Annotated in this window: 14 protein-coding genes; 8 read left to right on the top strand and 6 right to left on the bottom strand. The window is 71.0% G+C overall.

What is annotated here, in order from left to right:
• Positions 1 to 40 precede the first annotated feature (40 nt).
• The gene (locus M2271_RS01355; RefSeq protein ID WP_280885167.1) at positions 41 to 562 is read left to right on the top strand and encodes a hypothetical protein; all 522 of its coding nucleotides are present in this window, start codon (positions 41 to 43) and stop codon (positions 560 to 562) included.
• A gap of 331 nt (positions 563 to 893) precedes the next feature.
• Entirely contained in the window at positions 894 to 1,343 is a 450-nt protein-coding gene (locus M2271_RS01350) for a hypothetical protein (RefSeq protein ID WP_280885166.1), read from the top strand.
• A gap of 110 nt (positions 1,344 to 1,453) precedes the next feature.
• On the opposite strand, the gene M2271_RS01345 is transcribed toward M2271_RS01350, so the two are convergent.
• Positions 1,454 to 2,821 carry an alpha-lytic protease prodomain-containing protein gene (locus M2271_RS01345; RefSeq protein ID WP_280885165.1) on the bottom strand — a complete coding sequence of 456 codons (1,368 nt, stop codon included), beginning with the start codon at positions 2,819 to 2,821 and terminating at the stop codon, positions 1,454 to 1,456.
• A gap of 229 nt (positions 2,822 to 3,050) precedes the next feature.
• Here M2271_RS01345 and M2271_RS01340 point away from each other — a divergent pair, with 229 nt between their 5' ends.
• From M2271_RS01340 to M2271_RS01315, 6 genes are all read left to right on the top strand, one after another.
• Positions 3,051 to 4,154 (top strand): substrate-binding domain-containing protein, encoded by a 1,104-nt coding sequence (locus M2271_RS01340; RefSeq protein WP_280885164.1) that lies wholly within the window; start codon positions 3,051 to 3,053, stop codon positions 4,152 to 4,154.
• 170 nt (positions 4,155 to 4,324) lie between these two features.
• Positions 4,325 to 5,656 carry an extracellular solute-binding protein gene (locus M2271_RS01335; RefSeq protein ID WP_280885163.1) on the top strand — a complete coding sequence of 444 codons (1,332 nt, stop codon included), beginning with the start codon at positions 4,325 to 4,327 and terminating at the stop codon, positions 5,654 to 5,656.
• A 28-nt stretch (positions 5,657 to 5,684) separates the two neighbouring features.
• Entirely contained in the window at positions 5,685 to 6,662 is a 978-nt protein-coding gene (locus M2271_RS01330) for a sugar ABC transporter permease (RefSeq protein ID WP_280885162.1), read from the top strand.
• Positions 6,659 to 7,522: a carbohydrate ABC transporter permease gene (locus M2271_RS01325; protein WP_280885161.1), complete on the top strand. Its 864-nt coding sequence runs from the start codon at positions 6,659 to 6,661 to the stop codon at positions 7,520 to 7,522. The genes M2271_RS01330 and M2271_RS01325 overlap by 4 nt, the downstream gene beginning before the upstream one ends.
• Before the next feature lie 29 nt (positions 7,523 to 7,551).
• Positions 7,552 to 8,532, top strand: coding sequence for a hydroxyacid dehydrogenase (locus M2271_RS01320; protein ID WP_280885330.1), 981 nt, complete (start codon positions 7,552 to 7,554; stop codon positions 8,530 to 8,532).
• Positions 8,529 to 10,424 (top strand): DUF2264 domain-containing protein, encoded by a 1,896-nt coding sequence (locus M2271_RS01315; RefSeq protein ID WP_280885160.1) that lies wholly within the window; start codon positions 8,529 to 8,531, stop codon positions 10,422 to 10,424. The genes M2271_RS01320 and M2271_RS01315 overlap by 4 nt, the downstream gene beginning before the upstream one ends.
• 268 nt (positions 10,425 to 10,692) lie before the next feature.
• Here the strand turns inward: M2271_RS01315 and M2271_RS01310 are convergent, their stop codons facing one another.
• The 5 genes from M2271_RS01310 to M2271_RS01290 form a co-directional block, all read right to left on the bottom strand.
• A complete protein-coding gene (locus tag M2271_RS01310) occupies positions 10,693 to 10,866 on the bottom strand; it encodes a CsbD family protein (RefSeq protein ID WP_280885159.1) in 174 nt (57 codons plus the stop codon).
• Between the two features lie 115 nt (positions 10,867 to 10,981).
• A complete protein-coding gene (locus tag M2271_RS01305; RefSeq protein WP_280885158.1) occupies positions 10,982 to 11,620 on the bottom strand; it encodes a class I SAM-dependent methyltransferase in 639 nt (212 codons plus the stop codon).
• 116 nt (positions 11,621 to 11,736) lie between these two features.
• On the bottom strand, positions 11,737 to 12,024 hold the full coding sequence (locus M2271_RS01300; protein WP_280885157.1) for a hypothetical protein: 288 nt from the start codon (positions 12,022 to 12,024) through the stop codon (positions 11,737 to 11,739).
• Complete coding sequence (locus M2271_RS01295) at positions 12,017 to 12,841, bottom strand: lysozyme (protein WP_280885156.1); 825 nt, start codon at positions 12,839 to 12,841, stop codon at positions 12,017 to 12,019. Before M2271_RS01295 ends, M2271_RS01300 begins: the two co-directional genes overlap by 8 nt.
• 141 nt (positions 12,842 to 12,982) lie before the next feature.
• Positions 12,983 to 15,067 carry a DUF1996 domain-containing protein gene (locus M2271_RS01290; protein WP_280885329.1) on the bottom strand — a complete coding sequence of 695 codons (2,085 nt, stop codon included), beginning with the start codon at positions 15,065 to 15,067 and terminating at the stop codon, positions 12,983 to 12,985.
• Positions 15,068 to 15,169: the final 102 nt, after the last annotated feature.

Raw genomic sequence — 15,169 nt, 5'->3', positions numbered from 1 at the left:
GCGACGCCAGCTGCCCGGGCCGAGACGGAAGGAACTCGGGATGCGCTCCACACGCACGTTCCTGGCCATCGCGGCCGCCTCCGCCGTCCTTGCGATCGCCACACCCGGCGCCTACGCGGGCGACAGCGACTGGGACCACGAGGAATCTTCCTACGGCAAGGAAGACTCTTCCTACAGTAAGGAGCACGACAAGGACAGCAGCCACGACGCGCCACACGGCGGGATGCACACAGGTGGCGGCGCGCTCACCGCGGTGAGCGACGGCGAGTGGGGCGCCGCGAAGGACCCGAAGTACGACCCGGAGACGTACAAGGACGAGGGGTACGAGAAGGACAAGAAAGACGGGTACGAGAAGGAGTCGTACGGCGATGACCACGAGAAGAGCGAGAAGGGCGAGAAGGGCTCCTACGGCGACCACGAGAAGCCCAGCGGCGGGATGCACACCGGGGGCGGCGCGCTCGCCTCGCCCGGCATGACCGCGGGCGGCCTGGCCGTCCTGGGCGTCGCCGCGACCGGTCTGTACGCGGCCCGCCGCAACAGGTCGGCCGCAAGCACGGCTTGAGCCATGCCCGACGCGATAGCAACCGCGGCCGCCGCCGCCGCACCGCACGGCGGCGGCCCGGCCTGCGCTCCCTTTCCCCTCTGCCTCGCCTTCCCCTCTGCCTCGCTTTGCCCTTCCCCTCGCTTTGCCCTTCCCTCTCCTTCCCTCTCCTTCCCTTTCCTGGTGGTCTTCGCCCACCTCGTCCGACCGTCCGAGGTGGGCGTCCGACCCTGACATGTGTCAGGCACCGGCGGGCGGTTTCGTCTCGTAGGGTCACCGGACGAGCGGTGGCCGGCGCGCAGTCGGCGTACGTCGCTCGTCCAGCACACCGCCGACACGGGAAAGAGGGCTCATGAGCCGCCGATCACTCACGACTCTGCTGGCCACGGGGGGTGCCGCCGCGGTGCTGGCGCTCACTCAGGTCTCCGCTTACGCCGCCCCGGTCCAGGGCGGCAACTACGGGGCGTACGCGATGGAGGGCCAGTACCCCACCGTCTCCAGCTGTTCGGGCACGTTCCAGCAGGTCGGTGCCACGCGCTACGCCCAGGGGATGGCCCTGAAGTACTTCTATTCCGCCAAGTGCGGGTCGTTCGCCCGGATCGAGAACTCCCGGGCCAACTGCGCCGCTGTGCTGGAGCGGTCGAACTCCGGCACGGGGCGCGTCGACGGATGGGTGTCCGAGACCGTCGACGCGGGCATCAACTACGCCTACACGAAGATCGGCAACAACCTCAACGGCCGCGTCTCGCGGGCCCTGCTTGCCTGTGACGCCCAGGAGCTGGCCTCCACCAGCTGGTACTGACACCCCGCCGGTCAGGGGACTGGCATCTCCGCGACGGTGCACCGCCCGGTGGGGCGGTGCACCGTCGCCTCGTGTCGCGTCCCCTGTTGCGCCGGGTCAGTCGCGCCAGGTCAGAGGCGCTGCCACAGAGCGGGCGTGGCGGCCGGCTGCAACACGCCCTGCGCCTGGTGGCTCTGCAGACACAGATAGGTGACACCGTCGTACGTGACCTGCGCCCCGACGTCGTAGACCCGGCCGCTCACCCAGGAACTGGTCGGATCGACGGGGGTCGCGGGGGTCTCGGTCTGCGCCGCGTTGGTCTTCAGAACGAGTCCGTAGGTACTGAGCACCGGGTTGATGGGCTGGTAGAAGGTGGTGCCACCCCTCGTGCAGTCGCCGGAGCCGCCTGAGGTGACACCCTGCGCCTGCGCGCCCGAGAGGTAGGGGCCGCCCGAGTCGCCCGGCTCGGCACACACCGTCGTGCGCGTCACGCCGTCGACGGTGCCTTCCGAGTAGGTGACGCTGGTGTCGTGCTGCTCGATGGTGCCGCAGTGCCAGCCGGTGGTCGACCCGGAGCGGCAGATCGCTGCACCGACCAGGGCCTGCGTCGAGCCGGCGACCTGAACGTCCTGGTCCCCCTCGCCCTTGACGGCGGCCGTCGCGGTCCAGTCGCTGTTGGCGCCCACCCACGACATGTCGTGTCCGGGGAAGACGGAGGCCTGGAAGGTGCCTTGGGCCACCATGTTGAAGCCGGTGGTCGTGTCCCCCGCCTTGCCGCAGTGCCCCGCGCTGGCGAAGCCCTGCTGGTCCGCCTTGGTGACGGCGAAACCGACGGAGCAACGGGCGGTGTTCTCGATGTAGTAGGCGTCGCCGCCGCGGATGTCGTACAGGGCGCGCGGCCGGTCCGCCGACACCCTCACTTTCACCAGCTTGCTGTCGACTCCGGCGGCGGCGACGAGGGCGTCCGCGGCGGCCCGGCTCGTGGCCTGGAGCGTCACGTGGTTGGTGCGCACGTCGACGTAGCGGACGGGTACTTCCGGCACGGTGGTGGTCGTCGTGGCGGAGTCCAGTTTCGCCTTGGCCGCTTTGAGGTCCGCCAGACCGGTCCGGACGATCGAGGCCCTCGCTCCGTCGGCCACGATGGCGGGCGCGTCGGCGACGTCGGTGGTCGCGACGGTGAGGTCGGCGGAGGTCGCGCCGCTCACCCAGGCGCCGGCGAAGCGCTTGCCCAGGGCGATCTGCAGTCGGCCCGCGCGCGTCCCCGCCTCGGCCTCGTTCTCCAGCCGCGTCCTGGCCTGAGCGTTCGTCAGCCCCAGATCGCGTCGCAGCGCGCGCAGCATCGCGGTCGACGGGGTGCCGGCCCCGAGCGTTCTCGCGGCCGAAGGGCCGTCCGCCGGTACGGGGGGTGCGGCCGCCGCGGCCCCGGGCAGTGCCGTCAGCACCAGGGCACCGAGCGCGGTCATGGCGGCGCAGGCCGCGCCGATGTGTCTGTGGGCCATGCATCTCTCCTAGGTCTCAGGGAAAAGCACCTCGAATCAGTACCTTTTGCCGCGAGTCGCACAGAAGATGTCCCGCGTCCGCCGGTTCCGGCGTATCGGACGACATGAGGGAGCCGCCCGGCGGAACAGGGGACACGTCACCCGGGCTGGTCCGGGGGTGCGATGACCGAGGCGATCGTTATGATGGCGCGTATCGATCAAACGAACAGTCACACGCTCGGGAGGCCTCGTGCGGGAGCCGGTGGATCGTCGGCATCAGCGGATCATCGCCGCCGTGGAGTCACGGGGCACCGCGCGGGTGCAGGATCTCGCGGCCGAGCTCCAGGTGTCGGTGGTGACGATACGCCGGGACGTGGAGGAGCTGGCCCGCGAGGGCAGGGTCCGCCGCGGCCACGGCGTCGTCCACTCGACCCTGCCCACGCAGGAACTGCCCGGCAGCGGCACCGCGGGCCCGGACGGGGACATGGTGGCGGTCGTGGTGCCGGAGCGGCACTCGTACCTGTACGAGACCCTGCACGGCGCGCGTACGGTGCTCGAGGAAGCCGGCCTGCGTATCGCGCTGCGCATCGCGCCCCAGGTCGCCGGGGCGGAGCGCCCGCTGGTGGAGCGGGCGCTCGCGGACGGTGCGCGGGGTCTGCTGCTGGCGCCCCGATGGCGCAGCCCGGCCGTCGAGGAGGCCGACTACGGATGGCTCGCGGCGCTGCGGGTGCCGGCGGTGCTGATGGAGCGGCGACCGCGTCGCGGCAGCGCGCTGCACGCGCTCGACTCGGTGTGTTCGGACCACTGGTACGGCGCGCATCTCGCGGTGGAGCACCTGGTGGGGCTCGGCCACCGGCGGATCGTGTTCGCGACACGGGACGACAGTCCCACCGCGCGCAGTCTGCGGGCCTCCTTCGCCCAGATCGCCGCGGAGCATCCTCTGGTGGAGGAGTGGGCGTGGACCCTGAGTTCGCCGGGGGCCGGCAAGGACGGGCCGTACGCGGCGCACGAGACGGCGGACGTGCCGACGCTGCTGCACGAGCTGGGTGCGACGGCGACGGTGCTGCACAGCGACGTGGACGCGCTGATGGTCGTTCAGCGGCTCGCGGAGAGCGGTGTCCGGGTGCCGGAGGACTGCTCGGTCGTGGCGTACGACGACGTGCTCGCCAGACTGGGCACCATCCCGCTCACCGCGGTGGCACCACCGAAGGCGGAGGTCGGGCGGGTGGCGGCGGAGCTGTTGCTGCACCGTCTGCAGGACGGGCACGGCTCCGGGCCCCGGGCGGTGCGCCGCACCGAGTTGTTGCCGTCGCTGACGGTGCGGGGTTCGACGCGTAATCCGGTCGTCCCGTAGCGCTGACGGGGCGGGGTCCGACCCCGTCTTCCGGTCATCCTGTGGCAACGAGCGTTTGACCGATTTATTTTCTTCTGATCGATCTCTTGACCGTTTGTGGTCGGCCCATTGAGGATTCCCGTGTCTCGAACCGTCGTGTCCACAAAACACGCAGAGCCGCGGGAGGCACCATGCCCGGCCGGCCCAGCCGCCGGTCCGTGCTCGCCGCGACGGCCGCCGTACCACTGTCAGGAGCCGTGAGCGCCTGCAGCGGAACGTCGGATTCGTCGTCGCGCAGCACGGGCAAGACCACGCGCGTCACTTTCTGGTCCGCCCTGCGCGGCAGCCAGGAGGTGGTCGACGCCTTCAACAAGACCCACGACCGCATCCAGGTCGACTTCCAGCAGATACCCTCCGGAACCCAGGGCGGCTACGCGAAACTCAGCAACGCGGCCCGGGCCGGCAACGCCCCCGACGTCGCCACCATCGAGTATCCGCAGATCCCCGGGTTCGCCATCGACGGCGTCGCCCGCGACATCACCGACCTGGTCAGCGACCGTCTGCGGCGCAAACTGCTGCCGCAGGCGCTCGGGTTGACCACCTTCCAGGGGAAGGTGTTCAGCGTCCCGCTGGACGTCGAGCCCATGGTGATGCACTACCGCGCCGACCTGTTCGACCGCTTCGGCCTCCAGGTCCCCAGCACCTGGGAGGAGTTCGCCGAACAGGCCCGCACGGTACACCGCAAGGCGTCCGGCCGGCGGCTGGTGCTCTTCCCCACGGACGGGGGCACCCAATTCGCCTGCTACTCCTGGCAGGCGGGCGCACGGTGGTTCGACACCGGCAAGGGGGCCTGGAACGTCTCCCTCGCCGACGCGCACACCCGGCGCGTGGCCGCTTACTGGCAACAACTCATCGATCGCGACGACGTGTTCATGAACGCCGTCGAGAGCAGACAGTACGACGCGCAGATCGCCGACGGGCTGCTACTGACCCGGCTCAGCGGCGCCTGGGACGCCGGTGCGCAGATGAAAAAGTTCCCGGATCAGAAAGGCCAGTGGCGGATCGCGCCCCTGCCGCAGTGGGACACCGAGCGTCCGCACGTCGGCACGCACGGCGGCTCCACGTTCGCCATCACCAAGGACAGCCGGGTGCCCGAGGCCGCGATGGAGTTCATCGAGTGGCAGGTGTCCCACCCGGACTCCCTGCGCGCCCGCCTCTCCAGCGGCACCAGCAGCCAGTACCCGGCCGCCTCCGCGCTCGTCGCCGTCGGCCGCGAGGCGTTCGACCGCTCCTACTACGGCGGCCAGGACATCTACGCCCTGTATCAGCGGGAGGCCGAGAAGATCCGGGACGGCTGGGTGTGGGGGCCGCGGATGACCGCCACGCTGCGGGTCATGCAGGACAACTTCGCCCGCGTGAGCGGCGGCCAGGGCTCCGTCATCGACTCCGTGCGCGCGGCGCAGGACGGCACCATGCCCGACCTCAAGGCCCTGGGCCTGTCCACCACCCAGCACAGCACCTGAGCCGCCCGAAAGGCAGGTGAACTCCCTTATGACCGCAACCACCCAGACCCCGATGCCGGCCACCGCACGGCCGACCGCCGCACCGGGCTCCGACCGCCGCGCCCGCAAGGCGGCCCAACGCCGCCGGCTCACCGCGTGCGGCGTGCTGATGACGCCGTTCTTCGCCCTGCTCGTCTCCGTCTTCCTGATCCCCGTCGGCACCGCCGTGTACCTCAGCTTCTTCAGCGACGACCAGCCCGGCCTCGGCTTCGGCCCCGAACACAGCGTCTTCGTGGGCCTGCGCAGCTACGTGGCCGTTCTGACCGACCCGACGTTCCTCGGCGGCCTCGGCACCGTCGTCCTGTACTGCCTGCTCTACATCCCGCTCATGGTCGTCGGCGCGCTCGCCCTGGCCCTGTTGCTGGACTCCGGTGTCGTGAAGCTGCGCGCCTGGGCGCAGTTGGCGCTGTTCCTGCCGCACGCGGTGCCCGGGATCATCGCGGCCCTGATCTGGCTGTACCTCTACACGCCCGGTATCAGCCCGATCATCGACCTGTTCTCCCAGGCCGACATCACGATCGACTTCCTCGGCGTGCACACCGTGATCCCGTCCATCGTGAACATCGCCCTGTGGAGCAACCTCGGCTACAACATGGTGGTCTTCTACGCCGCGCTGCAGGCCGTGCCCCGCGAGGTGATCGAGGCCTCCGTGGTCGACGGCGCCGGGCCGGTGCGGACGGCCTTGCAGGTCAAGACACCACTGGTACGCGCCTCCATCGTGATGGTCGCGATGTTCACCCTCATCTGGGCGCTGCAGTTGTTCACCGAACCGGTGCTGCTCAGCCAGTCCTCACCGATGATCAACTCACGGTTCTCGCCGAGCATGTACATCTACGACGCGGCGTTCACCCGCAACAACTACAGCCTGGCGGCGGCCGCCTCGGTCATCCTGCTGCTGTGCACGATCGCCCTGTCCTACGGCGTCACCCGCTGGACCAGCCGAGCCGACGCCCAGGAGGTCCGATGAGCGCCACCGACAGCACCCTGCTGCGCCCCCGACTGCTCGGCCGTACGACGGTCAACGCCGTCGTCGTCATCTCCGTCCTCTACACCCTGCTGCCCGTGCTGTGGCTGGTGCTCGCCTCGGCGAAGAGCCGCGACGGGCTGTTCGGCAGCGATATTCTGTCGCTGCACGACTTCTCCTTCGCGCAGAACCTGCGTGATCTGTTCGCCATGGACGACGGCCAGTACGGGCGCTGGTACCTCAACAGCCTGCTCTACGCGGTGCTGGGCGCCGGGATCGGCGCGCTGGTGAGCGTCGCCTGCGGTTACGCCTTCGACAAGTACCGCTTCCAGCACAAGGAGAAGCTGTTCGGCCTGGTCCTCGCGGCGGTGATGGTCCCGCAGACCGTGCTGGCGCTGCCGCTGTACCTGATGGCCTCGAAGACCGGGCTGGTCAACACCTTCTGGGCGGTGTTCATCCCCGTGCTGTTCAACCCGTTCGGCGTCTACCTCGGCCGGATCTTCAGCCAGGGCTATGTCCCCGACGAGGTGCTGGAGGCGGCCCGCATGGACGGCGCGGGCGAGCTGACCGCTTACGTGCGGGTGGCGCTGCGGATGCTCGGGCCCGGGCTGGTGACGGTGTTCCTGTTCCAGCTGACCGCGATCTGGAACAACTTCTTCCTGCCCATGGTGATGCTGTCCAACCAGGACCTGTATCCCGTGAGCCTCGGCCTGTACCAGTGGAACAGTTCGGCGTCCGTGTCGCCCGAGTACTATCCGGTGGTGATCATGGGTTCGCTGCTCGCCGTCCTGCCGCTGATTCTCGCGTTCATGCTGCTCCAGCGCTTCTGGCGCGGGGGCCTGACCGCCGGAGCCGTCAAGTGACCGCGCCCCGGCCCCGGGCCGCGGTGGCCATGGCCCAGGACGCCGCCCGGGCCGTCCTCGACCCCGCCTCGCTCGACGCCCTCCGCGAGATCTGCGCCCTCGCCCCGCTCCCGGCCCTCGACGACCTCACCGCCCCGCGGGCCCGTGACGTGCTGGCCGATGTGGAGGTGCTGGTCACCGGCTGGGGCTGCCCGCCGTTGGACGCGCGGGTGCTGCGGGACGCCCCCCGGTTGCGGGCCGTGGTGCACACCGCGGGCAGCGTGCGCGGGTTCGTCACCGACGCGTGCTGGGAGCGCGGCATCGAGGTGTCCTCCGCCGCCGCCGCCAACGCCGTACCGGTGGCCGAGTACGCCCTCGCGATGATCCTGCTCACCGGCAAGCACGTCCTGGAACGGGCCCGCGACTACCAGGCGTCCCGGCAGCGCGACAACTGGCTGGACACGTCCCACACCGTCGGCAACTACCGCCGCACCGTAGGCATCCTGTCCGCGTCGCTCATCGGCCGCCGCGTCGTCGAGCTGCTCCGCCCGCACGACATCGAGGTGCTGCTGCACGACCCGTACGTCTCGGACGCGGACGCCGCCGAACTCGGCGTCGAGCGCGTGGAGTTGGCGGAGCTGTTCGCCCGCTGCGACACCGTCAGCGTGCACACCCCGCTGCTGCCCGCGACGCGCGGACTGGTGAGCCGTACGCTGATCGACTCCATGCCCGCCGGCGCGGCGCTGATCAACACCGCGCGGGGTGCGGTCGTCGATCAGGAGGCGCTCACCGACGCCGTCCTGACGGGCCGCATCCGGGCCGTCCTCGATGTCACCGATCCCGAAGTTCTTCCGCCCGAGCACCCGTTGTGGCGCTGCGAGAACGCGCTCATCACCCCGCACCTGGCCGGGTCCCAGGGCAACGAGTGGCGCCGGCTGGCCGACCACGCGCTCGCCGAGATCACCCGATGGGCCTCCGGTGACGGGTTCCTGCACCCCGTACGACGCGAAAGGCTGGCCTTCCTCGCATGAGCATCCCGTTCGAACTGCCTGCGGACGACCGCGAGTCGAGCCCGTACACCGGCTACACCCGGGCCCACTGGGAAGCGGTGGCCGACGGATTGCTGACGGCGGCGTGGCGCTGGAGCACCCCCGGCGGCGCGCTGCTGGACCTGCCCGGGCGGCCCTCACGGTCGGGCGTGCGCTCCGACGGGCTGGAAGGGTACGCCCGGACGTTCCTCGCCGCCGCGTTCCGGGTGGCCGGTGCGGACGGGGACGATCCGCACGGCTGGCTCGACCGCTACGCGCAGGGCCTCGCCGCGGGCACCCGCACCCCCGGCCGCGACGACACCGAGTCCTGGCCGCTGATCCTCGATCACCACGTCCAGGGCCAGCCCATGGTCGAGTCGGCGTCGGTCGCGCTCGGGCTGCGGCTGACGGCGCCCTGGCTGTGGAAGCACCTCGACGACGGCGTACGCGACCGGACCGAGGAGTGGCTGCGCGGGGCGCTGCGGCACACGCCCGCGCCGAACAACTGGTACCTGTTCCCCTTCACGGTGGCCGGGTTCCTGGAGTCCGTGGGCCGGGGCGACGCCCGGACGGCCGCGGTGCGAGAGCGTGCGCTGGAGCTGATGGAGACCTGGTACCGGGGCGAGGGCTGGTACGCCGACGGCGACGGGCGTGCCTTCGACCACTACAACGGCTGGGCCCTGCACCTGTACCCGGCGCTCGACGCCCACCTCGGCGGCGACACGGAACTGGCCGCCCGCTACGGCCCGCGGCTGCGCGCCCATCTGGAGGGCTTCGCGCTGACGTTCGGCGGGGACGGGGCACCGCTGCACTTCGGCCGTTCTCTGACGTATCGCTTCGCCGCGTCGGCCGCCGTCGGCCTGGGTGCCCTGACCGGCGACACGCCCCTGTCCCCCGGCACCTCCCGGCGGCTGGCGAGCGGCAGCCTGCGCTACTTCCTCGACCGAGGCGCGCTGACCGACGACGGGCTGCTGAGTCTGGGCTGGTTCGGCCCGCACGAGGCGACGCTGCAGTCGTACTCGGGTCCGGCGTCCCCGTACTGGGCGTCGAAGGCGTTCGTGTCGCTGCTCGCGCCCGCCGGCCATCCGCTGTGGACGGCCCGCGAGGAGGCCGCGCCGGTCGAGGAGGCCGACCGGGTGCTCGCCCTGCCGGCACCGGGGCTGCTCGTACAGACGACACGCCGGGACGGGATCGTACGGCTGCACAACCACGGCAGCGACCATGTGCGCCCGCACGAGGGGGAGGCACCTCAGGGCGACGACCCGCACTACGGACGCCAGGCGTATTCGACCCGGACCGGGCCGACCGCGGCCGGGAACCTCGCCGACAACCACCTCGGCGTGGAGGTGGACGGGCTGAGCAGCGTCCGACGGCGGATCCATCCCCTCGGTGCGGGACACGGCGACGGCTGGGGGTGGGCGGCCTCCTGGCACCGGCCCGTGTTCGCCGGCGGGCCGCCGATGGTGCCGGGGCTGCGGGTGGAGAGCGTGACGGTCGCGCACGGGCGGTACGAGCTGCGGGTGCACCGGGTGGTCGGGGCGCCGGCCGGCGCCCGCGTCACCCAGACCGGGTGGGCGGTCGGCCCCGAGGAGGAGCTGGTCTCGACGCTGTACGGGCTGCATGGGTGGAGCGGTCCCGCCGAGTCGGCCCGTGCGCCGCAGGGCACCGCCTACACGCGCTGGGCGCGGCTGCCGCGGCTGGTGGGACAGGCCGGGGGCACCTCGGTGCATGTCTGCCTGGCGCTGCTGACCGGTGAGGAGGCACCCGCCGAACTGTCCGAGGCCGTCGGACCCGTGGTGGTCGACGGGGCCGAGGTCGAGGTGGTGTGGGGCGAGAGCGGGATGCGCACACGGATCGCGTTCGATCCGGTCCGGGTGTCGCACGAGCCGGGATAGGGGACCGGTCCGCCGTGTACCTCGCATGAACGTGGGCCCAGGAGGATCTCCTCCCGGGCCCACCGGCTTGGTGTGTGTTCATCCGGGGCGGCGGAGCCGGGTCCGTCGTCCGTTCAGGCGGTGCCCACAGGAATGCGGCTCTTCGGCGCGTTCTTTGTCACCTGGTTACACGGAAACAGCGGGACCCCCGTCCGATGGACGGAGACCCCGCCGGGATTCCTCATGTTCCATGGATGATGCGCCATGGATGATCATCCATGAATACCGCTCAGTGCTTGAAGGTGTCCTTCGCCTTCTCCTTGGCCTGACGCGCGTCGCCCTTCGACTGACCGGCCCGGCCCTCGGCTTCCATCCGCTCGTTGCCCACGGCGCGGCCGATAGCCTCCTTGACTTTTCCCTTGGCCTGTTCCTTCTTGCCCTTGGCCTTCTGGTCTCCGGCCACGTTCATCACTCCAAGTCGTGCTCGACTTCGATGTGCACCTCGGGTAACCGGGCCGCTATGTCCCAAACCGCCCAAGAATTTTGCTTCACCAGAATCTCTTTCTGTCCGGTGGTGGTCACTGACCGGTCCGCCGGAGTCGCCACACATGGTCGTCGCGGTACCCCTGGACTCCCTCCGGGGAGACACTCGGCGTGCGTGCCGTGTCCTGGGTCTCCAGGGTCCAGCTCCCGTCCGGCAGGGCGAGCGCCACCAGCAGGCCCGCCGAGGTGGGAAACTCCACGTCGAAGGGTGGCTCCTCCTGCCACGAGGGCCATCCCCCGTGCAGAACGATCAGGAGCGTGCCGCCCGGCGCCACCGCGGCGGCGGCCCGCCCCAGGACCTGGTCCTGGTCCAGCGGCACCGGCGATTGCAGGAACTGGGCGCTGACGAGACCGAAGGATCCCTCCGGGAACGTCACACCCAACTCGTGCCGCTCCCACTGGACGCGGTCACCGACTCCGGCCTCCGCGGCATGCCGGGCCGCACGTTCCAGCGCCGTAGAGGAGATGTCGACGCCCGTGACCCGCCAGCCGCGCGAAGCCAGCCACACCGCGTCCGCCCCCTCACCGCATCCCAGGTCGAGCGCGGTGCCGGGCTCGAGGTCGCTCACCTCGCGCACGAGGAGAGGATTGGGACGACCGCTCCAGATGCGGTCGTCACCCTGATAGCGCGCCTCCCAGAACTCGGCGGCCTGCGTCGGGTGGATGTAAGTCATGGCTCCTCCTGCACGGAACACGACGGGTCGTCGCAGGGAAGCCTCCGCCGTGGCGGACGTAGGGGCAAACGAACTTGCCGGTACGGCAACAGGGGCGCCCGGTCTCCCCTACCGGGCTACTCCTCTTCCGGCCGCCGCACGGCCGTCTCCACGTCCGCCTGCACCTCCTGCCGCGAGCGGCCCCGCTCCTTCGCGTACTCCGCCAGCGTGGCCTGGGCGTCACGGTCGAGATCGCGCCAGGCCCGCCACGCGGTCTCGTAGGTGGCGGTCTGCTGCCTGGTCCACTTGTGCTCGGTGGGCGGACCGAAGGAGTGGCGCAGTTCCTCGACGCGGTGGTGCGCCTGCTCCGCCGTGCGCTGCTTCTCCACCACCTCCTCGAACACGTAGGCCTTGTGCTCAGCCACGGGCGAAGGTCTTCAGCTTGTCGGTGGAACCGTTGAACCGGTCGTGGTCGCCGACGGTCGGACCGGTGGAGGTGTACTGCCACATCGTGTACGTGGTCCAGCCGGCCGGGAGCGTGCCCGCGGTCGAGGCGTAGCGGGCGATCCACAGCGGATTGGCCGCGAATCCGGCGTAGTCGCCGGTGCACTGGGTCCACCAGGTGGTCGCCGTGTAGATGACGGCGGCCCGTCCGGTACGCGCCTTGTACCGGTTCAGGAAGTTGCGGATCCAGGTGACCATCGCGCTCTGCGACTTGCCGTAGCAGGCGTCGCCGTAGGGGTTCCACTCGATGTCGAGCGCCCCGGGCAGCGTCTTGCCGTCGTTGGACCAGCCGCCGCCGCGGTCGACGAAGTAGTCGGCCTGGGTGGCGCCACCCGTGGTGTCCGGGGTCGCGAAGTGGTAGGCCGCGTGGACCATGCCTTCGTTGTAGGGACCGCTGTACTGCTGCGTGAAGTAGGGGTTCTTGTAGTAGGTGCCCTCCGTGGCCTTGGTGTAGGCCCAGCGGACCCCGCTGTCCCACAGGGTCGACCAGGCGACGTTGCCCTGGTAGCTGGACACGTCCACGCCTTCGGTCTTGGTGGCGCGGGTACCGGCCGGGAGGCCGCCCTGGCCGTCGTGGGCCAGCACACCCATGCCCATGACGGCGGAGCCGCGGACGGGCGTGGGGTCGGGCGCCGCGGAGGCGGCGGGCGGGGAGAGGTGGACGGAGACGGCGGCGAGCAGAGTACCGGCCGCGAGGAGACGTGAGCGGCTCAGCGCCGCGGTGATGGATATTCGCACGCTCTCCATCTGACCCTCAGTTCCGCTCGCGCGCCTCGCCGTGCTGGCCCGAGGGGGTGAACGCCGCCGGTCCGTCACCCCGTTGGCGGCAGTGCCGACTGCTGCCGGGGGCGGCGGACCGGTGGTCTCGGGCGCCGGGAATCACACGGAACTGCGCCTGGTGCGTACGAGGAGGAGGAAGCCGCAGATCAGGAGGACCGCTCCGGCCGCGGCGGGCCACAGCTGCGTCCCGGTCTCGGCGAGGTTGCCCCCGCTCGCCTGCGGGGCGGTCTGGTCAGCCGCGGAAGGCTGCGGCACCACGGCACCGGCCGGGGAGGGCTGGGAGCTGACCGCCTCCCCGATGTCCTCGCCGGGGGCCTGGTCCTCGGCCCCGGTGCCGGTCTCGGGCACGGCGGCGGTGGCGCTCGGCGCGGACTTGGGTGTGGTGTAGGTCTTCGGCCCGTTGCCGCCGGCTTCGGTCGGCGTGGCGCCGCCGCTCGGTGTCGTGGTGGCCGGCGTGTCGGCCGGGGGCTGCGCGGTCTGGTCGCCGCCGGAACCGCCCGGCTCCGCCTCGCCATTACCGCCGCCCGGGGCGTCCGAGGCGTCCGAGGCCGACGGTGCCGCCGTCGGCTGGTCCTGCGGGCCGTCACCCGAGCCGGAGCCCTGGTCACCGCCTCCGCCTCCGCCCCCGCCGGAGCCCTGGCCACCGCCCCCGCCCCCGCCGGAGCCCTGGTCGCCACCCGAACCCTGGTCGCCGCCGGAGCCGGCGCCCGTGCCGGCGCCGCAGCCGCGGCCGTCGTTGATGCAGTCGACCATCTGCCCCATCAGGTTCTCGTCGAAGACGTTGATGAAGTCGCCGTGGTCGGTGACGGGCTTGTGCAACTGCTCGGGGAAGGAGTCCACCGCGAACAGCGGAGTCGTCCGGCCGCCGTCCTGCAGGCTCGGCGCGTCGACGTCGTAGACGATGCGCTGCACCAGCTGCGGGACGGCCTTGAAGCCCTCCGGGCAGGCGCCGTCGCCCTGCGCGAACGCCACGTGGGTGCGGTGGTTGGCGCTGTCGATGTTGGATCCGTCCCAGCAGCTCTGGAACGTGAAACTGCGCACGACGTCGCTGCCCTGCGGGCACAGCGGGTACTTGTCCTTCAGCTGCCGGTCCTCGAACCCGGTGCAGCTCCAGGACGCGTTGGCGTTGGTGGTTCCGTTGACGAACGCCTTGGCGTCGCCGGTGATGATGCGCAGCAGCCGCGGCATGGCCGTGACCTTGCTGCGCGGGTTGCCCACGAACGTCAGGGTGACCTCCTTGGGCGTGACGATCTCACCCGCGTTGCCCTCGATCCCGCCGCCGGGGGACGTGGCGTCCCGCTCCTGGGTGCCGTTCTGCAGGCGCAACACGGGCCAGTAGTACGTGGACTTGTCGCTCTGGTCCACGCAGCTCGTCTCGGCGTTCGCCAGGTCCTCGTCACTGGCGAAGGCGTCGTTGGACTGGTTGCCGACGTAGTCGTGGAAGTGGTGGGCGCCGTTGGAGACACCCGGGGCGACGATCACGTTGTCCGAGTTGAACAGGCCGTTCGCGTTCACTCCGCAGCTGGTGGCGAAGGTGCCGCTGGAGCCGTTCGACTGGACCTGCGGGTTCTGCTCGTTGGGCTGGACGGTGGTGATGTCGGCGTAGTCGCCGACGACGGGGCCGTTGCCGGCTTGACCTCCGTTGCCCTGCTGTTCGCCGCCCTGGTTCTGGTCACCCTGGTTCTGGTCACCTTGGGCCTGGCCGCCCTGGTTCTGGTCGCCCTGATTCTGGTCGCCCTGGGCCCCGTCGCCTTGGTCCTGGCCGCCGTTCGCGTCGCCGGCCTGGTTCTCGGCCTTGCGCAGGGTGCAGGGCGCGAGGGCGTCGAGCCCCTGCGGGCGGTCCCCGACCCGGTCGATCGCGGCGGCGATCCGCTCGATCGTCGCGGCCCGTTCCTCCTTCAGCGGGTTCGTGATGCCCTCGGCGTCCGCGTCGCCCTCGATCTCCGCGGCCGTCGCCGGGTCCGTCAACCGCTGGTAGGCCACCGCTGTCTGCTGGTCCAGAGCGGCAAGTTCCTTGTCGACGTCCGCCCGCGCCTCCTCCGGCACGGAGGTCAACTGGGTGCCGACGTCCGGGCAGTCGAGCGTGCCGGCTCGCCGGGTCTCCGCGTTCGCCGCGCCGCCCGAGCCGTCCTCGGTGGCCGACGCGTACACATTGACCGCCACGAGTCCACCTCCGCCCAGCATCAGTGCCACTGCGGCAAAGGTCGCACGTCGTGCGCCTGTCGGGCGTCTTCGCCTGTTGCGTACCACGGACTCTCTCCTGCGCCTGTCGACCGGTCGAACACG

This window comes from Streptomyces sp. LBL (assembly GCF_029893585.1).
Classification (GTDB): Bacteria; Actinomycetota; Actinomycetes; order Streptomycetales; family Streptomycetaceae; genus Streptomyces.
Note: the sequence above shows the minus strand (reverse complement) of the source record. Positions and strands in the feature narration are given on the sequence as shown.